Origin of the sequence: Cupriavidus sp. SW-Y-13 (assembly GCF_009793345.1) — a bacterium.
In the GTDB taxonomy this organism is placed as follows: Bacteria; Pseudomonadota; Gammaproteobacteria; order Burkholderiales; family Burkholderiaceae; genus Cupriavidus.
This window is the reverse complement of the sequence record NZ_WHLX01000003.1, coordinates 284,233-309,682: the sequence shown is the minus strand read 5'-3', so window position 1 is coordinate 309,682 and position 25,450 is coordinate 284,233. Positions and strand designations below refer to the sequence as shown.

Sequence of the window (25,450 nt, the reverse complement as noted above, 5' to 3'; positions counted from 1 at the left end):
TCAGCCTTCAACCGCCTTCAGATAGCCCTCCGCCAGCGCCACCCAGCACGCCGCACCCAGTGGAATCAGCGCATCGTTGAAGTCGTAGCCATCGTTGTGGACCGAGCAGCCCACCCATTGGCCTGTGCCGTTCCCGAGTACGAAGTAGCAGCCCGGCACGCGCTCCAGCATCCACGCGAAATCCTCGCTGCCCATCTGCGTCGACGGTGGCACCTGGATGACCTTGTCCTCCCCAAGCACGCTCGCCACCGCCGTCCGCGCGATGGCGGCCTCGGCAGGTGTATTGCAGATGGCCGGCACCAGGCGCCGGTAGTCGATCTCCGCCGTCACGCCGCACGACGCCGCCTGATGGGTCACCACTTCCCGAATCCGCTGTTCCAGCAGTTCACGCACCGCCGGCACCGTGGCGCGTACGCTGAGCTTCAGCGTGGCCGTCTCCGGAATGATGTTGTACGTGGTGCCCGCCTCGATCTGGCCAACGCTGATGACGGCGGCATCCACCGGCGCCACGTTGCGCGACACGATCCCCTGCAGCGCCACCACCGTATGCGCCAGCGCCAGCGTGGGGTCGACGGCGCGATTCGGCATCGCGCCATGCCCGCCCTTGCCCCGGAACGTGACGGTCACGCGATCCGACGATCCACCCTGCGGGCCCGGCTGCACCACCGCCATGCCCACCGGCAGGCCCGGGCCGTTATGGAACGCGTAGATGGCATCGCACGGAAAGCGCTCGAACAAGCCGTCTTCCATCATCGACAGCGCGCCGGTCATGCCTTCCTCGTCCGGCTGGAAGATCAGGTTCAGCGTACCGTCGAAGCGGCGTGTGGCGGCCAGATATTCGGCAGCCGCCAGCAACGTGGCCGTGTGCCCGTCATGGCCACAGGCATGCATGTGACCCGGCACCTGGCTCGCATACGGCAAGCCCGTGCGTTCGTGCAGCGGCAGGGCATCCATGTCGGCCCGGATGCCGATGCGGCGCGGACCATTGCCCATCTTCATTTGCGCGACGATGCCATGACCACCGATGCCGGTATGCACGTCGTAGCCCCATTCGCGCAGCAGGTTTGCCACGATGCCGGCCGTACGGGGAACAGCGGCGCCAAGTTCGGGATGGGCGTGAATATCGTGACGCAGTTCCGCGAAACGCGCGGCGGAGGCGGCCAGCTGGCTGGCTGCGGATTCGGAGAGTTGGTCGTTCATGGTAAGGGTCAGTCGCGGTTGGGATGGCTCGGGAACAGCAACAGCGCGGCAAAGCTGATCACGCCGGCACCGAGCAGGTAGCCCGCGGGCGCCATGCGGCTGCCCGTGGCGCCGATCAGCCACGTGACGATGAGCGGCGCGAAACCACCGAAAATGGTCACGCCCACGCTGTACATGATCGACATGCCCGTGGCGCGATGATGGCGCGGCAACGCCTCCATCATCATGGCCGCACCGGCGCCGCTGCCCACGGACCCGATGGTCACCGACAGCGCGATGCAGCACAGCGTCAGCGGCAAGCCCGGACCCGACGCCAGCAGCGCAAAGTTCGGCAGCAGCACGCACAGCGACACGATGCTGTTGACGATGAGCAGCGTCTTGCGGCGCGGCAGGCGGTCAGCCAGGCGGCCGAACAGCGGCGCCATGACCAGCATCGTCAAACCCGCCACGCAGGCAGCGAGGAACGCCGTGACCTGTGGCATGTGGAGCGTATTGACGAGGTACGTCGGCATGTAGAACACCATGATGTACATCGACGATGTACTGCTGGTCGTCAGGAGCACGCCCAGCACCAGCGTCCGGCCATGCTCGCGCACCACGGCGCCCAGGCTCGCGTGCTCCCGGCTCTCCGTATGCGTTTCTTCCAGATGGCGGCGGATATAGATGCCCACCGGCGCGATCAGCAGTCCGATCAGGAACGGCACGCGCCATCCCCATGACTCCAGCGCCTCCGGACTCAGCGACGCCGACACCGCCGCCCCTGTCAGCGCACCAACCAGCGCCGCCGCGCCCTGCGTGGCCGCTTGCCAGCTCACCAGGAAACAGCGCCGGCCCTGGCTGGCCGATTCCATCAGCAACGCCGAGGCGGCCCCGATCTCGCCGCCGGCCGACAACCCCTGCAGCAGCCGGCCCGCCACGATCAGCACCGTGGCTGTCACGCCGATGCTCGCGTACGACGGCGTGAAGGCGATCAGCGCCGTCCCCACGGTCATCAGCGCAATGGTCAGCGTCAGCGCCGCCTTGCGGCCGCGACGATCAGCCATGTTGCCGATCAACACCGCGCCCAGCGGCCGCATCACGAACCCCACGCCGAACGTGGCAAACGACAGCAACAGCGACGCCGTCGGGCTGCTGGCCGGAAAGAACAGCCTGCCGATGATCGCGGCAAAGAAGCTGTAGACAGTGAAGTCGTACATCTCCAGGCCATTGCCGATGGCGGCGGCAATGATGGCCCGTTGCTTGCGCGGGCTCGCCGCGGCAGCACTGGCAACCTGACTTGCGGGGGACGTGAGTGGTCCCGCCGAGGCATCGCTGCCCAGCGGAAGACTGGCTTCGTTCATGAGGCTCCTCGTGGTGGTGCGTCCCGGCAGTCGCAAGGCGCGCTGCCTGTTGTCGTCTTGTGCTGGTGCCGACGATCTTAGAAGCGACCTACCCACAAAGCACGCCGCTTTTTTTCATGGGTATGAGCGTTGGTAATCACGGGCGCGCGAACGGCCGGGAGGGCTAGGAAGCGACGGGGAAGTCCGCACGCAGCGCGGCCAGCAGCGCATCGTGCAGGCGCGAGGCGGCAAGGGTCAGCGTATGACGGTCGCGCACCACGAGCGAGATCGTACGGTCGGGCACCGGTTCGGCGATGGCCAGGAATTCCATGGTGTCCAGCAGGAAGCGGCTGCGGCGCGATTCTTCCGACAGCAATAGCAGCATGTCGTCGAGCCGGGACATTTCCAGGGCCAGCGTCATCGAGTTGCATTCGACCACGCGGGCCGGCAACGGCAATCCGTTGGCGCTGAAGAGTTGGTGGAGTGGGGTCTGGGGATCGGACAACGGATCGAGCACCATCCAGTCGGCATCGAGCAGTTCGTCCAACGACGTGGCGCCACGCAGCGCATGGCCCTTGCGCCCGGCGATCACCGTTGGCACGCGGCACGCTTCGGTGCAGTCGAGGCCGCGATCCACCGGCAGCGACTGCGAGGTGAGGGCGAAGTCCAGCGTACCTTCGCGCAGTTGTTCCAGAAGCTGGGCCGGTCGCATTTCCAGCACGCGTAGTCGCGCCTGGGGATGTTCACGGCGGAATGCCGTCAGGCACGCGCCCACGGATCGCAGCAGTGCGGTGACGGGCGTCACGCCCACCACGATATCGCTGGCCACGGCGCCCTGCATGTCTTCGAGATCCTGGCGCGCGCGACGTACGTTCTCGTTGATGAGCCTTGCATGGGCCACTAGCCGCTGGCCTGGTGGTGTCAGTTGCACGCCTTTGCTGGTGCGCACGAACAGCGTGGCTCCAACGCTGGTCTCTAGCTCCTTGATCGCCTTGCTCAGCGCCGGCTGTGTCACGTGCAATACGCGCGACGCTTCCTGAATGCTGCCTGTTTCCGCAACGGCAGCCAGCGCACGCAGCTGGTGGAGCTTCATGAGGGCAATCCCGAACCCGCCAACCCGTGGCGAAAAGCGGCCATTTTAGGCCGCTGCCGGGCCATCGCTCAACGACTGATACCGCGGAGGCGGACAATCATTGTGGCAACCGCCCTTTCAGGGCTGCCGCCGGAGGGCGCCGCGCTCTCGTCGCAGGCGCTGATACGAAGATCTCCAATAAAATAATTTACATTGCATTTATGACGGCAAAAGAAGCCGGTTGAATTTCAGGAGAGACCTTTTCTTCGCATAATCAATACGTTACGCCGCTTAACAGGCGCTTCTCGAGTTCTGAGAATAACCCACTCCCGGCAAAAGACGAAAGGCTCCAGCGGCACATTCCCTGTTGCCGGTTGTCGCGCGGGATGGGGAACGAATGCGCTGGACTGAATAGGAGTCCGCCCATCCACGCGGCAGCAACGCGGGGAATCGCTAGACGCCTGCCGTAAGCGCATCGTAGTGACTCCAACGGCCAACTTCTTGGATATGCAAAGTCCGGGTGCCTTCACGAAAATGACATATTCATTGACGAGTCTTGGATGCCGCCCCGCGCCCCCAGCGTGTGACCGCCGGGCAGTCGGCCACCTCTAACACGATGGCCCCGTAGCGCTCCACCTGCGACAATCCTCCGGCGTGGCGTCTACTCCCGGAGCCATTGGCAAACATTGGCGACTGACATTTTCGCCCGGCTGGTAGAACGTCATTATCACGTCGGCTCGGAGATAAAGCCAGTGGCCGCATGATAAGTAAAATACTTTATATAAAAATTAAACGGGGGATCAATGACGCAACATTGGCTAGTCTCTGCGTGCGTCGTCCGGGCTCTTGCGCCAGTGAGGAGCGGCATCGCGGTTCAAATATGACGAACAGATCCCGACATTCAGCCGCTCCTTAAAGTTCCGGGTTCGCCGAACCACTTTGTGTGGAGGTTTAGATTCGCAGTAAATATAAGTAGCGTGCCGGGAGATCTGTCAGCAATTCATCTTGCTTGCGCCCTGCCCTACTTTCTTTTTTACCCGGGTACTTTCGCCCTGAATGCCGATATCTGAACGTTTGGCGATTTGCATCGACGCCAAATATCAAAAGGACTTTCACGTATGAAAGTCCGTTGACGGCTAGGCGGTGAACGGGTTGGCAACATTTGTAGTCAAAAATTGAAACGATGTGACGTTCTCTTTCAGTTTGCCAGGTTAAGCCGCAAAAATTTGCATAGCCTCATGATCTTGTTGAGGACTTGCGCATTGGTCAGTTTGGGTATTGCGACGCTTGGTGTCCCAGAACTGGATCTCACAATGCTTGCCAATCCTGCAACTCGTCGGAGAAGGGCGACGGACAAAGCTCGCCGGCACTTTCACGCGTGAAAGTCCGAGTGGCCGCCTGCCGATTTGCGGGTACAGGCCGGTATGGTCGAAGACGTTCGGTAGTGGATTTGGCCCCGGGCCGCCGACCGGCTCGGTCACCCCTTTAGGGTGATAAGGTCATCGCAAGTAACCCACCCGGGGGCCATAGTTCAGGGCGCCATTGGTGTGTTGCTCGTTGTGATACTCAAAGGCGAGAGTGAGATTGCTAACCCCTGTTTTAACCTCAGGCGTGGGCGTCAAGGCGACATTGTCGCGTTTCACGGTCCTCACAAAGCTCTCGCCCATCCCGTTGCTCTGCGGACTGCAGACCGAAGCGGTCAATGGCCTCGCGCCGATTGCGACGCAAAAGTCTTGGTCTAGTCTGCCGTGTAGACCCAAGCCATTATCGGTCAGCCATTCAATTCCATCGGCGTTTTGAGCGCGTTTCCAACGAGACTCTCGATCGCGGCCAACATCCCGTCACGGCCCACGTCGCCGCTGTGCCCGCCGGTTGACACCGTATTCATCACCTCGCTGCCGCAGCAGTCCCAGGACGAACGTCACGAGTAGCGGCGCTCGCCGTGTCCCAGCGGAACTCAAAGCCTTCAGAGCGCCACCGCGGGTTCGTCATCGCTACGTTGCGGGGCCACCCTACATCGCAGCTGTGGACCGTACACTTCACTCGAATATCGCCTCGACCCGCTTCGCACTGACGGAAGTGCTCCACGATGCCGCGGCTCCCGGAGCAGTACACCTCATACCCGGCGATAGCGGTAGCTTGCGAAAGGGCGACCGCACACCGCGAGTATCTCGAGCAACCCTGCATCGTCGGTTTGCCTGGCACTGCGCTAATCCCGCCAGTTTGCGGAACGAATCGGCTTCTCAGCCATATTTGAGCGCGCTACACAGATACTTCGCAGACCCGTATAACAGGTCGTCCCCCGGCAATAAGGGTGAGCGAACACTCCATTTTCGCGACTTGATCGCCTCCACCTTTACGGAGAATCTCGTTCTCCATGGTGTTCTTTCCCAGCAAGCGCTGTAGCTCACGGACATGCTTTAACGTGTGACTCAACTCCGATGGAGGTACGACTGCTTTACCAGCAATGAATTACCGGCTTCGGAGTGGCGGGACTTTCACGCATGAAAGTCCGCGATGACTCGCTCAACACCGGTGGCAATAGCGATTACGTTGGATGGACACGCTGATGGCCGTAGGCCGCACCGTGTCTCTCAACTTAGCGCATAAGAACACGCGGGTGAACTCGAAGCCTTCTCGATGACATCCTGGTCTTCCTCCCAGCGCCTTCTCACCAAAACTTTTTTCCTGTTCGCCGTCGCGGCTGGGCTCGCGGACAGCAATGCCGCTACTTTCATCTGTGAAAGTGCCGTCGTTGCGAGATGGGTAGCAGCATAAAAATTCGCCTCCTGTAATACGACTCACAATCGCCATCTCGCCACAGCGGGGATTGCCTATGATCCTCAAAAAATTGGGCCTCCGGCGTCGCAACTGCTTCGCTACGCCTCACGACCTGCACCTACCCTGACTTTCACGCGTGAAAGCGGAGACGTCCCCAAGGGTTTTTAGGGATGAGGCTGGCGTGGCCAACTTCAGATTGATAAACGTTGATCCTTACTCCTAGTTCTGGGATGCCGCTTTCACGCATGAAAGTTCGTTGGAGCGCCCAACCTTCGATTTGGACCGGTGACGATTGAAGAATGGCAGAGATCGGAGGTCGGCGAGACGGCTAATGTGAACGAACGATTGTCGCCGTATTGCAACGGAAGGCTGTAGCTCTTGGGGAAAATGAATTATGTGGTCTATTACGTTCTCATTGCAGTGCAATCTACACATGATTCATGATATTGTATTAAATAAATATATTTTAGGAGAATTTTATGGTGGCTCGTATCGTTACGGTCTTCAACCAGAAAGGCGGTTGCGGAAAAACCATGACTTGTATGCAACTGTCGGCCTCCCTAGCGCTCAGAAGCTTTCGCACACTCGTCGTTGATATGGACAAGCAGGGCACGAGCACGATCTGGGCAGGGCAAGGAGGCAAGGAGCGGTCGTTTCCAGCGGAGGTGATCAGCCTGGCTCCGCTTCGCGAAAAGATGCTCGGGGAAATCGAGAAACGTGCGGAGACGTATGACTTCATCTTCATCGACTGTCCTCCGGCGATCGAATCGTCGATACCGTGGGCTGCCTTGAACATTTCCGATATCGCCTTGATCCCGGTTATTCCTCTCATGGACAACGTTTGGGCAAGCCGCGAAGCGAAGGAGTTGGCGCGACGCGCAAAGACTGAAAACCCTAGCTTGCTGACATACTGCATCCCATCGATGTCGCGTCGAGGGAACGTCTTTAAAGCTTGCACTGAAATACTGCAGGACGATCAAGAGATTCCGCTCCTCGATACCGGACTTCAGCAACGCAATGCATACGGCGAATCTCAGATGTTTGGACTCAGTGTTCATGGCGTGACGGGAGCCTCGGCAGCAGTGAAAGAGGTAGAGGCCTTGGCCGACGTGGTTCTTAAAAATCTCGGTTTCACTGTCGAGAAGAAGTCAGGCAAGAGAAAGAGCGTTAAGAACAACGAGGAGGTGGTGTGATGGCAAAGAGTCGACTCGAACAAATGCGCGACCAAGCAGCTAAAGCTCTGTCCGCGGCTCCTCCGGCAGATCGATTTGCGCGTGCCCAAGCTTTGGTGGAGCGCCAGCCGAATGGTTTTGCGGAGAAGCGTCCCGAAGGGCCGGCACACGATGGCGCTCCCGCAGTAACGACAAATGTAGCGAACCTTCGTGTTGCCGATTCGGCAGTCTCTAGGAGCACCGAACCTTTCTTCGAGGAAGTCAATATCGAGCTAATTGATGAGAACCCGTACAACGCACGACGCCTCTATCGGCCCGAACGTGTTCATGAACTTGCTGGCGAGATCAGGGCGGACGGACAGCTAGTCCCGGGACTAGCGACGATCAGGAACGGGCGTAGAGTGCTAGCAGGTGGTCACTACCGGTTCCGCGCGCTCAAAGCCGCTGGAAAGACCCGTATGAAATTGATGATTCATCCGAACCTTACGGATCAGCAGCTCTATCAAATTTCATACAAAGAGAATGCCGAGAGAGAACAGCAGTCGCCTCTAGATAACGCTCTCGCTTGGAAATCGCTTATGGACGAGGGCATCTATCCCAGTGAATCCGCAATTTCGGAAGCCACTGGTATGTCCTTGCCGAACGTCAATAAGACCATGTCAATCCTGAAGCTATCGGATGGCATCCTGGATATCGTGAAAGAGCGACCAGAACCTTTTGCCCTCACGACTTTGTACCAACTTTCGCTCTTGGAGCGTGCAGCAGGCACTTCCGTTGCTGTGGCGATGGCGGCAAAGGTCAAAGATGAGGTGGCAGTGTGTCGCGATGTAACAGACGCTAGGGCTCGCTACGAGAACAAACCGGTCCGCAAGCAGAAAGAGACGTCGCGGCAGCACAAGCTGCATGCGCCGGACGGAACCACTCTTGGTGTTCTGAAGGACTGGGACTCAGGAAAGGTGACGTTCGAGATCCTGTTGCAGGACCCCACCAAGCGCCAAGCGCTCGTCGAAGAACTGAAGGCCAAATTTGCTGTAGGCGAGGCGTGACCTTCGGTCTAGATACTTCCATCATGTTCGGACGCGAAGGGCAGCCCATAGGTGACAGTTTCCCGACTGATCCCAATGCTGTTCACCTTCGTTTTGGTATATCGCTGAAGACACTTCACGTTTAAGTGCTTTAGTAAACACTGTAAACTCTTTAGTAAACCTTTAGGCGCGCTAAATCCTTGTATTCAAAGCATTTTTCTCGCTACAGGTGAACCCCTGTGGGGATATGGTGAACAGCTGTGGGGCGAGGGGGGTGTGGATTTGGGGTGGAGGTGAATGGTAATGAGGCGAAAGGGTTGTGGATATGGGGAATAGGTGAAGTGCCTTGGGGTACCTGCCCTAGTTCCCTAGGTGAAGGCTTTTGGGACCGCTTCAGGTGAACAGATTTGGGGTTGCAGAGGGGGGAAGACCCTGATCACCTCAAAAGGTGAAGAAATTTGGGGTCAACCCCAGGTGAATAGATTTGGGGCCAGTGATGGATGCTCTGCCTAGAAACCCGCACCGGATCTCGTAGGTGAAATGCGTTGGGGTTGCGAAAGGTGAATAGTTTTGAGGTGGATGCAGTTGGTGTGCGCTCACTTACCGCGTAAAACGTCATAAAGGTGAACGGCATTGGGGTGATAGAGGTGAACGTATTTAGGGATTTCTAGCCGCCTTGTATTTTTTCCGCCGACAGCCCGCTCATGCTCCCCAAAATGATTCACCTTTCCCAGCTTTGAATCCCCAAAAGGCTTCCCCTCAGATGTCTCTTTCGATGGCCGAATCCGAAAGGTGAACAATTTTGGGTGTGTTTCAATGTTTCGGGGTGAATGAATTTGGGGAGACACCACTTTCACAGTGTGCGACATCGGTCTGATTCCCAAAGGCTTTTCATACCTGGATAGTTGGAAAACCGCACTTCTGCTTGATAGGTGAACGATACAAGTCTAAGATTTCACCATTCGAGAGTTCGGAAACTGACATGCCACGAGCGAAGGCACCGCCCAAGGGGTCTCAAATAGCACTGTTCCAGCAGCCCGAGGTGCCCGAGCCGTTCAAGAAGGCTGTTCAAGCAATTCACGTGTCGCCGGTAGGAGGAGCTCTCACTCTGCAGCAGCGGCGCCTCTTCAACGCTCTGATTAAGAACGCCATTGAGCACCGGCTCGGCCAGGCGGGTTCGACGGATACCTTCCAGATATCCATTCCCGAGATGATGTCCAATCTGGCGCTGACAACGAAAGACACCGGCTACATCAAGGAGACCGCGAAATCCCTGATGAGAACAGTCGTCGATTGGGACCAGTTGAACAGTGATGGGACAGCAACGTGGACCGGCTCTACGCTCTTAGCCGGAGCGAAGATCACCGGCTCACTGCTCTCCTATTCCTTTGCTCCCCAGATCAGGGAAGAACTGCTGAACCCGGAGCGCTATGCGATGATCGATATGCGCATTGCAAAGCTATTCCGCCGAGCTCATTCCCTCGCATTGTGGGAAAACACAGTTCGGTATGAGCGCGTCGGTATCACGGCTCGTATCCCGCTGCCGGTGTTCCGCAATTTGATATTGGGACGGGAAGAGAGCGAGACCAAGTACAAGGAGTACAAGATCTTCAAGCGAGCGGTGCTAAACCCTTGCATTGCTGAGATATGCGATCTTTCAGACCATAACCTCGAGCTGATTGAACACAAGATTGGACGGTCTGTGTCGGACCTACAATTCAAGATTAGCCGGAAGGAACAGGCTGTTCAGGAAGACGCCGCGGGCGGTGAACTGGTGCAGGCGATGATCAAGCTAGGTCTTCCCGCCAGTGAAGCTCGAAAGCTCGCCAAGACTCACAACCACGGCTCTCTGCGGGATGCGCTAGCCTATGTCCGTGCCAGGCTGACGAAGAAGAATGCTCCAGCCGTCGAGAATGTCCCAGCTTACTTTCGGAAAACCCTTGCTGAATCGTGGGGGCGCGGCATGGAAGCAGAGGAAGTCGCGGAAGATCCTTCAGTCGCCTCGGTACCGAAAGCCAAATCTGCTGCTGAGGCAATGGAAAAATACATTGCTGCCCGACTGCCCGTAGTACAGGAGTACTTTTCTGAGCTCGCTGCGGAGGAGCAGACATCATTGATAGAGCGGTATAACGAGCAGTGTGTGGCCATTGATCTGAAGCTCGTTATCAACAAGCGGCCCTCAAAGCTTGCTCAAACGAGCTTCTACACATGGCTGGCTAACGAAACGTGGGGTGCGCCAACGCCGGAGGACATTCTTTCGTACGTCCTGACAGGCAAGGTTGCGGCATAAGCTAACGCATCGCGAAGAGCCAAGACGACGTGCGGTTGCTTTACGGTCAGTCCAAACCGTTCTACGCGGCGCGATGTCATTGGTTAAGGATTTAGGCGAGACCTGCTTCAACTACGAACCGGGACGTTGGATTCTTTCTTGCGGTCGAGAGCATCATAGTGTGACGGGCGCGAGTAAGGCCGACGTAGAACAGCCTGCGCTCCTCAGCCTCAGGGCTGCTTTCATCGGGAATGACGGCTTCCTCTAAGCGGATGAGAGCGGTATGGTCCCACTCGAGCCCTTTGCTCGAATGGAAAGTCGTAAGCACGATGGCATCTGCAACGGCCTCGTTGTTCTTGCGACGAAGAAACTCCAACCGGTCTGAAAAAGGTCCGTTTAGTCTGGAAAGTACATCGTACGTTGTAGTGATGGCTCGCCTTCCTTGGTCGGTGGAAGCCCACTTCATCATCCATTCAAATACCCCATCCAAGATGAGGGCATGAAAATGGCGTTCACACAAACTACGCCATTCAGCAAGCCGCTTCGTCAGATCAAGGTACTTGTCTGCGACCTCCTCTGCGAGCCCGGCTTCACGAAGGTCCTTTCTTTTAAGGCGTAAGGCATCTTTCGTCGCCGTGAACTTCGTGTGAAGCGTCTGAAGGTCGGCGGCACCAATTCCAGAGAACCCCAAAATAGCGTCTAGGCCGCTGGTTCGCGATTGCTCGATTAGCTCAAGCAGGTTACCCGTCAGGGCCGATTCCGGACGGTCTAGTATCGAACGCCCAGCAGCCCTATGGTACTTGACGCCGTGAGAGCGGCAGACGGCTTCCACGGGGTCGAGAATCCGATTGGTCCGCGCGAGGATCGCTGCGGTCTTACCCTTCCGTACCGCCGCTAACATCGCTTCCATCGCCGAGATCGCTTCCTCGTACTCATCATCGTGACGATCAAACGAGACAGTTCCACCAGGCCCCCGATCTGAAATCAGCTCCTTTACGACACGTTCTGTGTTGTTCCGTATGACTTTGTCAGCTACTGCAAGGATTTCACTGTGAGAGCGGTAGTTAACACCGAGCACGATCTGACGAGCGTTGAACTCGTTGGTAAAGCCCTCAATGCCTCGCAGTCCCATGGCCGATCTGAAGCCATACACTGACTGGTCGTCGTCGCATACGAGACAAGTCGCTGCGCCCGCGCGGGCATGAAGGGCCGTCCAGGCAGCCTGATGAGAATCTACGTCCTGATACTCGTCGACCAGCAGGACCTGGACCTTGTAAGGTTGGATGATGCCCTGTTGCATTCCTTGGACGGCATACCGCATCAGGTCCTGAAAATCCAAACGTCCATTTCTATCAAGCGCTTCCTGGTAAGCGGCAAATAGCTGCCCATCCGTGGATTCGGGGGATGGTATGCCGAACGCAGTCTTAAGGCGCTCAATAGCGGCGATGGCGTCCTCGAGTTTCCATTCCGCGCTCAACTCTTGTATGACCTGCGTCAGGATCGCGATTCGCTCGCCATCGGTGGCGATGTCCGGCCGCTTTCCTGCCGTCACTGAAAGTTGTTTGTAAGCTAGAGAATGGAAGGTGCCGGCGATGAGTCGCTTCTTAGCAGAGGGACCCGCTAGAGCCAAAATTCTGTCGCGCAGTTCTATCGCGGCATCTTTGCTGAACGTGACGGCCCCGACTGTCATGCTTGGGTCGCTCAGTAGCACGGCTGCCTTGGCCGCGATTGTGGCCGTCTTTCCCGCGCCGGGCACAGCCACTGCGACGCAATGGTTGCGGCATTCCACTACCTCGCGCTGCGAGGGATTCAGTTTCTCAAGGGCTTTGGCGAGGGACATAGCGCTGGATCAGATCCGGCCGTTGGACCGGTATGGTCAGGCCGGCTCAAACCTGGTCCCGGCGGCTTGGCGTAAGTGCCAGCAAGTGCCACGAGCCTTGTCGGGCATGTGCATCAATCTGGCACTGCGAGGGACATGGCCCGACCAACTCTGACCACGAGATTGAGAGAGCATTGCAAAGACGTGCCACATGGTGGCATCAAGACCGAACAGGGCTAGTTGGGGCGGACTTGATGCCACGACGGCAGATCAGATGCCGCGCACCGTCGTCATAAGCTTCAAATGCGTGGTGTAACTGCGCAGGCCTAACGGCTGGAACTTGCGCAGGAACCGCGACACTTCCTCATTGACATCGCTCTGGTCCCGGATGCCGTTCCAAACCATGAAATCGAATTGGTCCATGGTCTGGTCGAACTTGGTCAGCACCTGCAGGGCCCGGACGGCAAATCGCGAATAAGCCTGAACCTCGAGCGAGAGGGAAGGGCGCTGGATCGTCGGCGCGAAGACGATCTCGCCGGCTGTGCGCATCTCAGCCTCGCGTTGCTCACGATACGCCTTGGCGACGCGCACCTGCTCGTCGACGTAGTCTTCGAGTTTGGACAGCTCGCGCTCCAGATACGTCTCCAGCGTGGAAAGCTCGGCGCGCGTGAATGTGCTTTGGCCGAAGCGCTGCAGGTTCAACGACATCCGGTTCATGTAGGGCCACCATTGCTCAAACAGTGGGCGCAGGCGGGTGTGATTCAGTTTCATCGCGACAGGGACGACTGCGGCGCCCGCCAGCTCGCGATCCAGGATCTGCATGCCCAGTTCACGGCGCCGGCGGATGATCGCCTGGCGCTGCTCCGGTTGGAGTTCGCGGAACAGCTTGCGCGTGCGCTCGACTTCCGCTTTGCGCTGCTCATGATCGGCGTTCGAGATCAGCCCCTCGCTGCGCAGTGCTTCAGAAGAGGCTTCCATCTCGTTGAGTTCTTTCTCGACGTCTCCCGTGCTGTCCATCGTGCCGAGGGTGCTTGGTGCGGCAGGAGTTGCTGCCGAGGTGTCAAGGATGCCTTCATCGGCGGGGATAAGGTCGGTCGTGGTCATGATTTCTCCGTTGGGGAGGCCGTTGTGTGACCTCGTCGTAAATTGGGTGGGCGGACTATTTGCCGACGTGAAATGACGCCGCTAGGCGCCAGCAAAGCAGGCCCACCAGGCAGACCACATAGGTCCACCAGTTGGCGAGCAAAGAAAAGGGTAGAAGCAGCGCGGACGCGCCGATCCCGAAGCACAGCATCAGGCCGTGCGCGGCAACGTGAAACGACACGGGGTTGGCAAATCCGGCGCTGGCCGCCCGGATTTTTCGGGAGACCGATCCATCGTTGAAGATGGCGATTAGCAGGACCGCTGCGCCGAAGAGCCAGTAATAGGCCACCGCCGCGCGATACAGCGCCCGGTAGATGGTCAGCCAGAAGTGCTGCATCCATCCTCGTCCAAAGTCTGAAGCTCCGCCGTCCGAAAGCGTCGTCGGCGCATCGGATCCCGAGAACGATGCCTTCACGGCGCCGGACTCGATGAACCACTTGTGGAATCGAGCGTTCGCCAACGACACCGCGACATTGGCCTTGTTCGGCCCCAGCACATGCTCGGCTGATGCCTGCTCGGCTTCGCTGATCTCGAACGCCGTCTGGTCCTGAATAAAGGGCGCGAGCGTGCAGATCATCAGCGGAGCGATGATCAGCCAAAGACGGACATGCGATGCGAATCTGCTGCCTGCCATTCTTTAGACCCACCTCAGCGCCAACAGGATCGGGAAGCTCGGAATGGCGACCAACGCGGCCCAGAACACGGCGGGCTTCGTGACCGAGATCTTGATGAGCGCAAAGCACGCGGTGCCAGCACCCTCAGTGAATGCCTCGGGCATCGGGTTCTTGCTCTCGGAAGGCGAAGTCAGCCACTCGTGCATGCCGAGTGCCAACACGGGGTCGACGCCGCACAGGCGCGCCGCGATGTGTGCCGGGACCTGGCGGAACAGGAGCGCGACGCGGCGCGCGTCAGTGTGCAAAGTTGCCAGCGACATCGTAGTTCTCGAAATAGCGGGAAAAGGCGTATCCGGTCAGCACCCGGGCGGCCAGCTGAAATGCCGCGCACCGTTGGGAAACTTCACCCGGAGCCGGCTCGTCAACGACCTGACAGACATACCCTGCGAGCTGGCGCTGCTCGAAGGAAGGAATCGATTCGTGGAAGGGGTACCAGACGTTGTACTTCTCGCCTTTGAAGGCGGCATAACGCTTGTTGTAGAGATCGTGCGAGCGCGAAAACAAGCCCTTCATGAATGCAACGCTCGGATCGCCTTGCTTGCGCGCCGCGCGCCATGCGGCGATACCGTCAGTCAGCATCTCCTTGATCAGGGGCTCATCGCGGACACGAAAGTTGGAGCCGACGTAGTCGACCACGCGCGCACAGATCTCATCGAGGTCCGGAGAAAGGGTGAACACGGGCGATAGCTTCGCCGACAGATTGTGTTGCTTGATAACTTCGCGGAACAGGCTGCTGCGCATGGATGGTTAGTCCTGAATGATTGGAATGCGACCTTGGTAGACAGCGCCACCGGAGATTCGCAGGAAGTACTGGAGGTTGGGCAACTGCATGACCAGGTCATGCGGAATCAGGGGCACCTTTTCCAATTGCGCCGAGCGCGAGACGGAGCCACTGAACTCTCCGACGTGGGCTTCGGTGCCCGTGCTCGTGCTGCTGGATATCACCAGGTTCCGTATCGCCGTCGTCCCGGCTTTTTCGGCAAACCACTGTGCGGTGTCGATGTCTTCCAAGCGTAGAACGATCTGGTTGTTCAGATTCCCCAAAACCTGGTTCATTTTGGCCACGTTTCCGAGTTTGGCCGTGAAATCTGACCGCGTCTGGTACGCAACGAATGCCTTGAAGCCGGCGCCGCGGCCCTTATTAAGTAGTTGCAGTAGCTGCTCATTGGTCGCCTCGGCCGCTTCGTCGACCACAAGCACGATCTCGGGCGGCTTGGCGTAGAAGTTGTAGATGGCGCCGGCAACCGACGCGATGTCTGCGAGCAACATCGACATCACCGCCTGCGCCACCATCGAGTTGGAAAGCGAGTCCGCACCGACGTAGAGGACCGCCTTCTGCTTGATGACCTTGTCGATATCCCAGATCTCGCGATCGTCGTCGAAGTCGTCGGCCTTCGGAGCGAGCATCAGCCCGGTCTCGCCGGTGGCCAGCATCTGCAGGAGGGGCAGGGCGGACGCGATGATGCGGCCGTAGTGGTCGCGGTCGTGCTGGAAAGTCGAGATGAGACCATCGATCGACTCGTGCCCCTTGCTCACGTTCGCGAAGCGTTCGATATACAACCGGGCCATGGCGTCCAGGCGCGTCCCGCCAGCTTTCTGGCCGATTTGCTGCATGTAGCCCGCGACCTCGGCATCCCAGTCGGGCATGCCGGCTTCGGGAAAGAAGCGTTGCAGGGCGCGCTCGAGCAGGTTGTTGATCCCGTTCTGGGCGTATTGCAGGATCGAACGCAGGTTCGGCTTGTCCCCCACATAAAGTTCGCCCTTCACCGAGCGGTCGATGAACAGGAACGCGAACTGCCGGAACGGGCCTTCCTCCATTAGCTGCGCAATGCGGGTAGGGATCTCCGACGGCTGAGACCAGTTTTCCAGCGGATTCAGGCGGATGGATTGAGACGGAGCCGCCTGTTTCCAATACAAGAATTTTCGTCCCGTTCTTTCGCATTCCCGCCGGCACCGTGCCATCCACGAGGGATCGTTTTTCGGATCGATCACAATCAAAACGTCACTTGGATTGTGGATCACTTGCGTCGAAATGAGCTCGAACGTCTTGGTCTTGCCCGCGCCGGTCGTGCCGCTGATCGACGTGTGGCCGCCCATGGCCTTGTAGTGAAAGGGCACGGGTATTTTCTTTGACTCAAGCCCTGCGATCCATGACTTACCCTGTGGCGACAGGTCAGCGATGCTGCTTGGCGGGGCGAAAGCCTTCTCAATGGCGCGGACGGTTTCCTTGGGCAGCCATTTCGGCAGGCCGGGGATGTCCGTCGAAGGCATACGCAAAATGTCATGTGCGAGCTGACAGTGCTTCTGCGTCCATTCATAGCCTGTGCCGAGATACATGGCGTCCTCGTCCTTGTCGCTGGAACGAAGCTTGCGGCTTTCGGACATGAGAGTGTCAATCCCGACCACCGTCAGCCACTTCGTTGAAATGGCGAGCCGGAATTTCAGTGCACGCCACACTTGCCCAGATCGGAAGAGCAGGAAGGTCAGGCACAGCAAACTGAAGTAGGGGGCGTGCGGCATGCCGCTCAACAGAATCAGCAACGCCGCGATGGTCCAGCCAACCGCTGCGCGGAATTCGTAGATCGGTCGGAAGTGATTGATGTAGTGATTCATCATGTCGCGTTCTCCGGCGCGATAAGGCGTCCCACTTCCTCCATCAACAGAATGCTCTGGCCGTCGACCTTGTAGAGGTGCTTGCCTTTGCGTAGGTGCTCGACCAGCGTGTCCGACGCCAATCCATAGTTGCCAAGCGATCGTTTGCTGATCGCGACCTTGCCATCGACACGCGTGACTTTCGCCTTGCCGGTCGCCACGTCCTGGGCCAGCGCCTTGAAGAACTCGCGCATCAGGTTTGAGGGGCCCGCGAGCGCCTTGAAGGGATCATCGGCTGACGGCTCTTTGCGCAGCGAGCGCCCGCCATCGAGCTGCACGACGTTGCGTGAGGGCTGCGCTTCCGAAGTGGAGGCGGATGAAGGGCTGCCGCCGGCCATTGGTGAGGTTGCGGCTTCGTCGGCGCGTGCGATATCCGCTACGGCAGGCGCAGCTTGCGCGGGGCCCGGCATAGGCATGGCAGCCTGGCTTGCCGAGGGTTGTGCCGCGCTCTCCAACAATTCCGCATTCGGCGCCGGCGTCGTGTCGGGTGCAAACTCCGCTCTGCGCGCCTTGACTTCAAACTGCGTCAAGGTGTCGATCGATTGCCGGACGACTTTGTGCAGCAACGATTCGAGGCCGGTGGGTCGTGGATCGGGATTGATGGCGCCAAACAGATCGCTCAGGACCTGGCTGTCGAATGCGCTGAGGCGCTCGCTGCCAAGAATCTCCCGGGCGAGAAGGGCAGTGCGCATGCGCTCCAATGGCTGGGCGGCTTCTCGTCGGGACACGCGATAGGTGCTCGCCGCCAGCCATGGGCCGAACGCGCCGTGCGCGGCGGGTATCCATTCTGCGCCGTCGCTATCACGATGAAACTGGAAGTGGCGGCAGGGCTCATCGAGCCGCGAGCAGCATGCAGCCAGAAACAGGGCGTAGAGGTATTGAGGCTCCAGCGTTCGTCGACGTTCCGACGGCTGATCGGCACCGAACTTCTGGGCGCCAGACAGCCGCATGGCGAAATAGGCCGCCTCGATCGTGGCACGAAATGCACCGCCTGGCTCAGCGTGTTCTGCGGGGCGCAGGGGCATGGTCGAGAACCAGTCCGCACACCGGGTCAGGATCGTCAGCCACTTTGCATCGAACGTCTTGGAGGACGTCTCATTGGCGTACTGACGAATTAGCGCGATGCGGCTCTCGTGGGCCGACAGCAGCTCGATTGCCGAGAGGTATTGATGGATCGGTGTGCTCATTTGGCTTTGGCCAGAGCCTTGCCGATCCCACCGGCTGCCTTCAGACCGATGCGCATGGCCCCGCCACCGCTGATGCCACCACCGGAACCGAAGATCTGGCCCGCGATCTTAGGTAGCTCAAACGCGACAAGAATCATGAATAGAGCAACGCTCATTGCGTAGGCTGCGCCGGAAAGGGTGGCAGTGCCGACATTCTGTTGCTCAGAAAGTGTCGATACCAGCGCGCTGGAAACCAGGCGAGCCATGATCGCCGCGACGACCGAATACATCGACGCGCCGATCATGAAATCGAGCCAAGAGGTGAAATAGCGGCGGCTATAGTCGGAAAAGCCTAGTGCGACGGCGATAGGACCAATGACGATCCCAATGGCTGCGGCTATCTCGCCCAAGGAGATGAAGAACGTGTAGAGCATGGAAGCGACGGCGCACAAAAGGAACGCGATGACCAACAGAAGTCCAGAAAACAATATTGCCAACACATCTGCGATCCCGCTCGCCGCCTTTAATGCCTGCAGATATGAGTCAATGAATCCTGCGCCGACCGAAGCAAGCGTCATCGCGGGTGTCATCGCCTGCGTCCCCGCTACCTTGTCGGCGAGATGCTGGAAGTACTCGTAAATGCCCGGCCCAAACTTGTCATAGCCGGTGTAGAGCGACGCGAAGATGCCCAACATCAGAAGTGTCTCGAAGACCTCCGTCCAGGCCGAGATAGGGTCGGACGTCGCGGCAAAGCGAATGCCGGCGAGCGTCAACGTCATAACCGCGAGACCAAAGGCGATCTTGTCGGCCTCGGAGGTGAGCGTCTTGCTCAACGTCGTGGCTCCCCCGATCAGACCTGTACGGAACGATTCGAACTGATTGAGCCAGCTTTTCAGCGACTCACCGATGGACCCCGGCTGTGCGAATAGACCCGTCTGGCTCGTGCTATTCGCGGGTGGCTGAGTCGTCTCTGAGCCGGCTTCAGGACCGGAGGCTTGCGCGAAAGCAGCCGGTGAGTGCAACAGCAGAGCCGTGAGCAGCAAGACGATGAAACGGGTAATTCGCATCATTTCAATCGGTCAGTTTGCCTGGAGCTTGCGCGAGAAGACGCGAGCGCGGAGATTCTTGAGTTCTTCGTCCTGCACGCCCGCCATCGAGCGCATGGCCTCGGCGCTCCGCGTCTCCTTGGCGACGGTCTGTTGGTCCCTGTCGGCGTCGGATTGTGCGCGCACGCTCATCAGCTGCAGAAGATCCGAGTTCTGGCTGGCCAGCACATCAAGCATCTGGTTGGTGGTTTGCGCTGCCGCTTGCGCCGTTGGCGAGAGCTTGATCTGCGACTGGATTTTCTGGCGGCGCTTGGCGACCGATTGCGTGTTCTTGAAGACCTGTTCACCCAGGCTGAAAAGCGCCTTCGCCGTCTTGTCGCCATTGGTCAGCAGCGAGCGCTGATCCTCGAACCATTGTTCCTTGGATTTGCCGGAAGACACGACCATGCTTTGGATCTTCTTCAGATAGTCGGCGTTGTCGGCCACGGTGCCGTACAAGTCCTTGAGCGTATTGCCATACACCTCGTAGTTGCCGATCTCTTCCTTGATACTGTTGAACTGCTCCATAAGCGCTTCGGCATCGAGGCCCGTGGCCTGCAGCAATTGGTTGGCCATCATCTGGTACTGATAGACGATGTTGGTGTTCTCGTACACCTCCGACTTGATGGACTGCAATGCCGAGATTGTGGTCTGCACAAGTCCCACCCAATCGGTGACGGGCAGGGCGGCGTGAGCGGGGGCAGCACCGAGGATGGACGTGGCGACTGCAATGTTGGCGATCCACTTCTTCACTTTACTATCTCCCTGTTTAGGCTGCGCGCGCGAGCATTTCGCGCACGTAGCGGTCTTGCCAGTCGGGCTCGCCCGACGCGTAATGGGTGTCACAAATGGCTTGCGCGACGCCGTCCGAGCGGAGCATCGAAACCATCTCATCGTTGAAAGCCGTCTGGAGCATCCGGGTCTGCGTGTTGGTGATCCAGAGGTAGTCACGGTTTGGTACCGCATCGGAGATCATCTGGATCTGGTCTTTGGTCAGGCCGAACTTGTCCCCGTAAAGGTCCGTGCTCGTTTTGGCCTGGCTGTTGGCCAGATAGATCCAGTTGGCGATGTTTTCCTTGAGGATTTCGAAGTTCGCCACACGCGCAATCTGCCGCAGGGATTGCGTCGCCGCCCAGATGGAGCCGTTGAGTTTCCGGATGGTGGTGATCCAGTCTTCGAAGCGCTTATAGAAGCGCTCGTTCTGGAAGAAGAAGCCGCATTCCTCGACTTCAATGACGGTGTAGCGGATGCCGTCCATCGACTGGCTGATCCGATAGAACGCATAGTCGGTGAAGAGCGCTGCCGCGCGGGGAAACTTCTGGAATAGTTCGCCGCACTCGATACAGAGGTTGTCGCTCACCGCGAACGCATCCTCGACGTGATCAAAGAAGTGGCCGTACTGGCCGCCCACTAGCCAGATCTGCAGCCGCTCGCGCAGATCGGCGTGGAGCATCGTGGAGAGCGCACTGAGGGTCCATCGGTCGCGCGGGTAGCTCGCGAGCAGCTTCACCGCCTCGAACATGTCCTGGCTCTGCTGCGGAGAAAGCGAAAAATCGTCGTCTTCGAGCGCCAGCGTCAGCCATTCGGTGACGTAGGTGAAGCTGCCCGGGTCGGCGAGCAGCGACAGCGGGTTGACCGGCGTGCTCGCCTGGAACTTGCCGGTTACGTCGATGAATGCCCCACCGCTCAGGAGCGTGGGGATACGTGTGGAGCGATCCTTGTCGAATCGAATGCGACGCGCTTTGTGCCGATCCGCCTGCGACACCAGGAAGTTGAGGAAGACCGACTTCCCGGCGCCGATCGGCCCGATTACGAACAGGTGCCCATTGCCCCCCGGTTGATGCATATCGACGCGCTGGCCGGTACGGTGGCGGGTTGGCAGGCAGGTGAGGGGTGGTACCTCGGCCCCGGTCTTCTCGGAGAGCCAGGCGTTGCGGATCGGCCCTTCGAGGACAGACCGGACGGGGGCGATGTCGGAGACAGCCGGTGTCTCCACAAATTGCAGGCGGCGTTGGCGGTCCCAACGGCCGGGCAGCGTGCTGTTCCACGCTGCCATCAGGTTTGTCTTCTCGCGGATTGCGCCGAAGCCAGCATTGGTCAGCGTGCCGACTACCTCGCTCACCGCGTCCTCGACCTCCGATTCCGTGTCGGCATAGATGACGATCGAGATGTTGGCGAACCCGTGTTGGATGCCTTCCGCCGTCAGGCGCTTGAGTGCCTTGCCAGCTTCCTTGGCGAGTTCCTCACGGCCCTCGTCGTTCTCGTTCTCCTCCTTCGAGACATACTGCTGGACCATCGACCGAAGATTGACCGCCGCCATCTTGTAGAAGCGGCGAACCTTCTCGATGTAGGCCGTTGCGCGTGCCGTGTCGAGGAAGCGGAACATGATGCAGATATCCAGCTCCGCATCGACTTGCAGGAGAGCGTCGAGCGCGGCTTCCTGGAAACTCATCCATTCCTTGACAGCGACGACTGCGGCATAGCGCTTGCCGTGTGCCGATTCGAAAAGCAGGCGTTCCGAGCCGACGGTGATTTCCGATTCGCTCAGGTGAGTGTCGAGCATCGTCACCGGGAATCGGATGCGGCGCTTCGGTACGCTGGGGTTGGCAACCTGATGGAGCGCGGCGTAGCTGTCCTGCATGGCCAGGCGCGTCGGCTTGATGCGCGGAATGCCGCCGGTGAACGCGTCCAGCATGGCTTCGAATCGCCGCGTGTCCGAGCGGATCTTCTCCATGTCGAAGGCGAAGGCGCTGCGGGCGAAGACTGTGTCCTTGATGGCTTCCAGCATGGCGGCGAAGATCGACTTCCCGCCGACCGTCATGTGGTGACCGATTTTCTCGAAAAACTTTGCGACACCGGTTTCGGGTGTGTAGGCAATGTTGAGCGAATGCGCGTTCCGGTAGTACCGGCCCGTGGTCATGTGCGCGCGGTTCAGGGCGTCGAGACGCGCATCCGTACCGTTGCTGAAGTCACCATCCACATATCCCTTGGTACGCCGATGCGTGAGCCGCCACCATGCGGTGATGCGATTGTCGAACGAGCGGCACGCTTGGTCGAGTTGGTCTCGGGCGGAGGTGATATCGCTCGCATCGGCGCTATCGGCGTCCACGCCGCGAAACTCGTAGGTGGCGAGCAGCGAGCCGTCCTTGTTCAGGATAAGTTCGGGGGTGATCGAGGTGAGCCACGGCGCGATTTCCGCCAGCGGTCGACGCTTTAGTTTCAGCATGGCAGGTCGCTGTCAAAGCCGTAGGGACGACGGAAAACCGCATGAGCCTTGCCGTGCCACGGCAACGACTCGTAGAGATCCCCGTACTGGTTGTAGACGTTGAGGATTTGGTTCCACCACGGATCACGGCTTGTCAGCCAGGCAAGGAGCGCATGGCTTGCCAGCCCGTACACGAAGACAGCGGCAGGGATTTGCCAGCCGCTCCGGTAGGTGACGTAAATCATGAGGGCGACGATCGTGCCGTTTGCGATAGCGAGACCGCGCACCGCGCCAGCAATCAGGCGCGGCATGGACAGGCCGATGCTCACGTGGTGCTTGCGCATGTCAGAACCCGGTACAGGCCGCTGCGAGGCCCAGCGTCTTGAGGATGGATGGCGCGGCAGCTGCAAGACCGACGCCCACGCAGGCACCGGAGATGAACTTGGACAGCGACGATTCCGCATTGGCATAGGCGTAGGCGCCCAGCACGATGACGATCAGGCCCACCACGAAGAGATATTTCGTGTTGATGAAGGTAGCGAGGCCGCAGATGAAGTTGCCGAGGTTGCCAAGAAAGGAGTCGTCGGCCGCCGCAGCGGAAGTGGCTACGGCCATCATGCCGATCAGCAACAGGGCAGAGGGTGCGTACTTGCGCGCCGTAGCGCGTACACGGTGGTTGAGGGTCACGGTCATATGGTGAAAACTCCTGTGGTTAAAAAACGCGTTTGATCTCGTAGTCGCCGTTGGCGAAACCCTTGATCTCAATGATTTCCGAGACGTGGCGCATCTCGCCTGTGCGCTTCATGTGCACGACGTAGTGGATGCAGTCGGCGATGAGCTTGCGCATGTCGTCGAGTTTCCAGCCCGAGCCGGGCGGGATGCCAAGGAGGGCCATGCTTTCCAGGCGGGATAGGGCAGAACGTGCGCTGCTGGCGTGCAGGGACGCCATCCCGCCGTCGTGGCCGGTGTTGAGTGCCTGCAGCATGTCGAATGCCTCGCCGAAGCGGACTTCGCCCACGAAGATGCGGTCGGGTCGGAAGCGCAGGGCGAGAGCGACAAGGTGCTGGGTCGTGACACCTTTGTCCTTGTTGGAGAGCAGCCGTACGAGATTGGGGACGGTGAGCTTGAGCTCCATCGTGTCCTCGATCGTGAGAACGCGATCTCCGACCGGCACCTTGCCGGCCAGTGCATTGAGGAACGTCGTCTTACCCGAGGAAGTGCCGCCAGCCACGATGACGTTCTTGCGTCGAACCATCAGTTGCTCAAGCGCGCGGGCCAGAGCCTCGTCTTCCTCGCTGCCCAGGAAGATTGGCTCTTCTTCCTGTGTGACGGCGTTGCGTAGCGAGAATGCGCCAGCTCTGGCGTAGTCCTCGAGCGAGAGATTCGTCTCCCGGTGCCGCCGGATGCTGAGCGCATGGCCGTCGATGGCTGTCGGTTGCATGACCGCCGCGATACGCAGACCTTTGTGCCCGGCATTAATGATGCCCTGCGCCGTGCCGCGTACCGCCGATTTTTCCACCGAGGAGGCCAGAGAGCGCACGGCGCCCTCCACCTTGATCGGGTCCAGAACGATATCGAGCTTGGTTAGCACGCCGCGGCGTTCCACCCAGATGCTGTCGTGTCGATTGATCATGACTTCGGCAACGTCGGCGCTATGGATGACGTCATGCAGGGGTGACAGCGACTCGAAGAACATCGAGACCGCGCTGTCAGCTAGCTGCGTCAACTGCAGAAGAGGGTGGGTGTTGGTGGGCGATTCCATGCCCGCTATTGTTGGCGGGCAAACAGGAGAGGAAGGGGGCGAAAGCTACGCGATTTTCATGAGCTTTCGACAAAGTCCGCGTTTTCGCCGATTGTTCCTCGGCTTCAACGAAGGAACATGTTCCTTTCAAAAAACGCGAATCGCACGGTCAAAACCTGAGTATTCGAGTTCTTAGTCGGTCGCGACAATTCGTCTATGGGACGAAACCTCGTCCGTGGCATTCCGCGCTTCACCGCGAACGATTGGCAGCGATGCGGCCGTGGCACGACCGAGATGGGCACGCGCACCAGAAAAATGGAAAGCTCCGCAAATTGGCATAGCTTTCGCGGCAATCGGATGGCGATTCGCTGATTCAATGGGCGGCATCCAATTGGACCGCCGCAGCATGCCATTCTTCAAGAAATCCGCCGACAAAGCCAAGCCCCTGACCGTTGCGCCCGGGATGTACGGCAATGAGAGTCCGGAGCAAGCGATCTTCGACCGTACCACGCGTATCGCCGTGGACCGCAATCACTGGAAGCTCGCGACGGTTGGACTGGGCGTGATTGCAGTGGCGGCCATTCTGACGCGTGAGCCGCCGCCGTCGGTCGTGAAGGTCGTCGGCGTGTCGTCCGACGTGACTGGCAAGCCCATCACTCGTGAACTGGACGCCTTTCGTCCCGACGAGCGTCAGGTGCAGGCAGCACTCAAGGATCTGGTGCAGCGCTGGTTCACCGTCGAGCCGATCCTGACGCCCCAGATCGAGTCATCGCGCATGGCCGCCAACCTGCGCTCCGTGCGCGAGCAGATGCTCGGCTCTGCCAAAGACCAATTCAACGCATGGGTGCAGGAGGACGAACCCTTCCGCCAGGTCATGTCCTCCCCGACGCTCACGCGCGAACCGAAGTTCATCAACATTGCGAGCCTGCCGGATAGCACAGTCGTGGTCGAGTTTGTCACCACCACGACCGAAGACGGCTACAAGCCGCGCAAGCAGCGCTACACGATCACCTTCCGGTACCAGACCAGGCCTGCGGACAAAGAAGCTGTCCTCGGTACCAATCCGTTTGGGGTGTACCCCATTTTCTTCAGCATTCAGAAATCCGCGGCCTGATCGCCGCGCACAC

General features: G+C 59.2%; 20 protein-coding genes. 4 read left to right on the top strand and 16 right to left on the bottom strand.

Annotation, left to right across the window (positions count from 1 at the left end; genetic code table 11):
• The 3 genes from GA566_RS28940 to GA566_RS28930 form a co-directional block, all read right to left on the bottom strand.
• On the bottom strand, window positions 1-1,200 hold the full coding sequence (locus GA566_RS28940; RefSeq protein ID WP_160474999.1) for a M20 aminoacylase family protein: 1,200 nt from the start codon (window positions 1,198-1,200) through the stop codon (window positions 1-3).
• Between the two features lie 8 nt (window positions 1,201-1,208).
• Window positions 1,209-2,540 (bottom strand): MFS transporter, encoded by a 1,332-nt coding sequence (locus GA566_RS28935; protein WP_160474998.1) that lies wholly within the window; start codon window positions 2,538-2,540, stop codon window positions 1,209-1,211.
• A gap of 163 nt (window positions 2,541-2,703) precedes the next feature.
• Entirely contained in the window at window positions 2,704-3,612 is a 909-nt protein-coding gene (locus GA566_RS28930; RefSeq protein ID WP_160474997.1) for a LysR substrate-binding domain-containing protein, read from the bottom strand.
• Between the two features lie 3,239 nt (window positions 3,613-6,851).
• Here GA566_RS28930 and GA566_RS28925 point away from each other — a divergent pair.
• From GA566_RS28925 to GA566_RS28915, 3 genes are all read left to right on the top strand, one after another.
• A complete protein-coding gene (locus GA566_RS28925; RefSeq protein WP_160474996.1) occupies window positions 6,852-7,565 on the top strand; it encodes a ParA family protein in 714 nt (237 codons plus the stop codon).
• Complete coding sequence (locus GA566_RS28920) at window positions 7,565-8,590, top strand: ParB/RepB/Spo0J family partition protein (RefSeq protein WP_160474995.1); 1,026 nt, start codon at window positions 7,565-7,567, stop codon at window positions 8,588-8,590. Before GA566_RS28925 ends, GA566_RS28920 begins: the two co-directional genes overlap by 1 nt.
• Before the next feature lie 961 nt (window positions 8,591-9,551).
• Window positions 9,552-10,859: a replication initiation protein gene (locus tag GA566_RS28915; RefSeq protein ID WP_160474994.1), complete on the top strand. Its 1,308-nt coding sequence runs from the start codon at window positions 9,552-9,554 to the stop codon at window positions 10,857-10,859.
• 91 nt (window positions 10,860-10,950) lie between these two features.
• Here GA566_RS28915 and GA566_RS28910 read toward each other — a convergent pair whose 3' ends face one another.
• From GA566_RS28910 to GA566_RS28850, 13 genes are all read right to left on the bottom strand, one after another.
• Window positions 10,951-12,678: an ATP-dependent helicase gene (locus tag GA566_RS28910; RefSeq protein ID WP_160474993.1), complete on the bottom strand. Its 1,728-nt coding sequence runs from the start codon at window positions 12,676-12,678 to the stop codon at window positions 10,951-10,953.
• 249 nt (window positions 12,679-12,927) lie between these two features.
• On the bottom strand, window positions 12,928-13,761 hold the full coding sequence (locus GA566_RS28905) for an ATPase (protein WP_160474992.1): 834 nt from the start codon (window positions 13,759-13,761) through the stop codon (window positions 12,928-12,930).
• Window positions 13,762-13,816: 55 nt separating this feature from the next.
• On the bottom strand, window positions 13,817-14,434 hold the full coding sequence (locus GA566_RS28900; protein WP_160474991.1) for a DUF4400 domain-containing protein: 618 nt from the start codon (window positions 14,432-14,434) through the stop codon (window positions 13,817-13,819).
• 3 nt (window positions 14,435-14,437) lie between these two features.
• A complete protein-coding gene (locus GA566_RS28895; protein WP_160474990.1) occupies window positions 14,438-14,734 on the bottom strand; it encodes a hypothetical protein in 297 nt (98 codons plus the stop codon).
• Window positions 14,709-15,215, bottom strand: a complete 507-nt coding sequence (locus tag GA566_RS28890) for a hypothetical protein (protein WP_160474989.1) — start codon at window positions 15,213-15,215, stop codon at window positions 14,709-14,711. The genes GA566_RS28895 and GA566_RS28890 overlap by 26 nt, the downstream gene beginning before the upstream one ends.
• 6 nt (window positions 15,216-15,221) lie before the next feature.
• On the bottom strand, window positions 15,222-17,087 hold the full coding sequence (gene traD / locus GA566_RS28885; RefSeq protein WP_160475124.1) for a conjugative transfer system coupling protein TraD: 1,866 nt from the start codon (window positions 17,085-17,087) through the stop codon (window positions 15,222-15,224).
• Window positions 17,087-18,313, bottom strand: coding sequence for a TraI domain-containing protein (locus GA566_RS28880; RefSeq protein WP_160474988.1), 1,227 nt, complete (start codon window positions 18,311-18,313; stop codon window positions 17,087-17,089). Before GA566_RS28880 ends, traD begins: the two co-directional genes overlap by 1 nt.
• Window positions 18,310-19,362, bottom strand: a complete 1,053-nt coding sequence (locus tag GA566_RS28875) for a type IV secretion system protein (protein ID WP_237380900.1) — start codon at window positions 19,360-19,362, stop codon at window positions 18,310-18,312. The genes GA566_RS28880 and GA566_RS28875 overlap by 4 nt, the downstream gene beginning before the upstream one ends.
• Window positions 19,363-19,371: 9 nt before the next feature.
• Window positions 19,372-20,130 carry a conjugal transfer protein TrbJ gene (locus GA566_RS28870; RefSeq protein ID WP_160474987.1) on the bottom strand — a complete coding sequence of 253 codons (759 nt, stop codon included), beginning with the start codon at window positions 20,128-20,130 and terminating at the stop codon, window positions 19,372-19,374.
• A gap of 16 nt (window positions 20,131-20,146) precedes the next feature.
• Window positions 20,147-22,603, bottom strand: a complete 2,457-nt coding sequence (locus tag GA566_RS28865; protein WP_160474986.1) for a VirB4 family type IV secretion system protein — start codon at window positions 22,601-22,603, stop codon at window positions 20,147-20,149.
• The gene (locus GA566_RS28860; protein ID WP_160474985.1) at window positions 22,597-22,926 is read right to left on the bottom strand and encodes a conjugal transfer protein; all 330 of its coding nucleotides are present in this window, start codon (window positions 22,924-22,926) and stop codon (window positions 22,597-22,599) included. The genes GA566_RS28865 and GA566_RS28860 overlap by 7 nt, the downstream gene beginning before the upstream one ends.
• 1 nt (window position 22,927) lies before the next feature.
• A complete protein-coding gene (locus GA566_RS28855) occupies window positions 22,928-23,275 on the bottom strand; it encodes a TrbC/VirB2 family protein (protein WP_160474984.1) in 348 nt (115 codons plus the stop codon).
• A gap of 19 nt (window positions 23,276-23,294) precedes the next feature.
• Window positions 23,295-24,344, bottom strand: a complete 1,050-nt coding sequence (locus tag GA566_RS28850) for a CpaF family protein (RefSeq protein WP_160474983.1) — start codon at window positions 24,342-24,344, stop codon at window positions 23,295-23,297.
• Between the two features lie 385 nt (window positions 24,345-24,729).
• Here GA566_RS28850 and GA566_RS28845 point away from each other — a divergent pair, with 385 nt between their 5' ends.
• Window positions 24,730-25,437, top strand: a complete 708-nt coding sequence (locus tag GA566_RS28845; protein WP_160474982.1) for a VirB8/TrbF family protein — start codon at window positions 24,730-24,732, stop codon at window positions 25,435-25,437.
• The last annotated feature ends 13 nt before the right edge of the window (window positions 25,438-25,450 follow it).

Coding starts and splice junctions, on each gene's coding strand:
- GA566_RS28940 (WP_160474999.1), bottom strand. CDS start 1,200: ATGAACGACCAACTCTCCGAATCCGCAGCCAGCCAGCTGGCCGCCTCC.
- GA566_RS28935 (WP_160474998.1), bottom strand. CDS start 2,540: ATGAACGAAGCCAGTCTTCCGCTGGGCAGCGATGCCTCGGCGGGACCA.
- GA566_RS28930 (WP_160474997.1), bottom strand. CDS start 3,612: ATGAAGCTCCACCAGCTGCGTGCGCTGGCTGCCGTTGCGGAAACAGGC.
- GA566_RS28925 (WP_160474996.1), top strand. CDS start 6,852: ATGGTGGCTCGTATCGTTACGGTCTTCAACCAGAAAGGCGGTTGCGGA.
- GA566_RS28920 (WP_160474995.1), top strand. CDS start 7,565: ATGGCAAAGAGTCGACTCGAACAAATGCGCGACCAAGCAGCTAAAGCT.
- GA566_RS28915 (WP_160474994.1), top strand. CDS start 9,552: ATGCCACGAGCGAAGGCACCGCCCAAGGGGTCTCAAATAGCACTGTTC.
- GA566_RS28910 (WP_160474993.1), bottom strand. CDS start 12,678: ATGTCCCTCGCCAAAGCCCTTGAGAAACTGAATCCCTCGCAGCGCGAG.
- GA566_RS28905 (WP_160474992.1), bottom strand. CDS start 13,761: ATGACCACGACCGACCTTATCCCCGCCGATGAAGGCATCCTTGACACC.
- GA566_RS28900 (WP_160474991.1), bottom strand. CDS start 14,434: ATGGCAGGCAGCAGATTCGCATCGCATGTCCGTCTTTGGCTGATCATC.
- GA566_RS28895 (WP_160474990.1), bottom strand. CDS start 14,734: ATGTCGCTGGCAACTTTGCACACTGACGCGCGCCGCGTCGCGCTCCTG.
- GA566_RS28890 (WP_160474989.1), bottom strand. CDS start 15,215: ATGCGCAGCAGCCTGTTCCGCGAAGTTATCAAGCAACACAATCTGTCG.
- traD (WP_160475124.1), bottom strand. CDS start 17,087: ATGAATCACTACATCAATCACTTCCGACCGATCTACGAATTCCGCGCA.
- GA566_RS28880 (WP_160474988.1), bottom strand. CDS start 18,313: ATGAGCACACCGATCCATCAATACCTCTCGGCAATCGAGCTGCTGTCG.
- GA566_RS28875 (WP_237380900.1), bottom strand. CDS start 19,362: ATGATGCGAATTACCCGTTTCATCGTCTTGCTGCTCACGGCTCTGCTG.
- GA566_RS28865 (WP_160474986.1), bottom strand. CDS start 22,603: ATGCTGAAACTAAAGCGTCGACCGCTGGCGGAAATCGCGCCGTGGCTC.
- GA566_RS28860 (WP_160474985.1), bottom strand. CDS start 22,926: ATGCGCAAGCACCACGTGAGCATCGGCCTGTCCATGCCGCGCCTGATT.
- GA566_RS28855 (WP_160474984.1), bottom strand. CDS start 23,275: ATGACCGTGACCCTCAACCACCGTGTACGCGCTACGGCGCGCAAGTAC.
- GA566_RS28850 (WP_160474983.1), bottom strand. CDS start 24,344: ATGGAATCGCCCACCAACACCCACCCTCTTCTGCAGTTGACGCAGCTA.
- GA566_RS28845 (WP_160474982.1), top strand. CDS start 24,730: ATGCCATTCTTCAAGAAATCCGCCGACAAAGCCAAGCCCCTGACCGTT.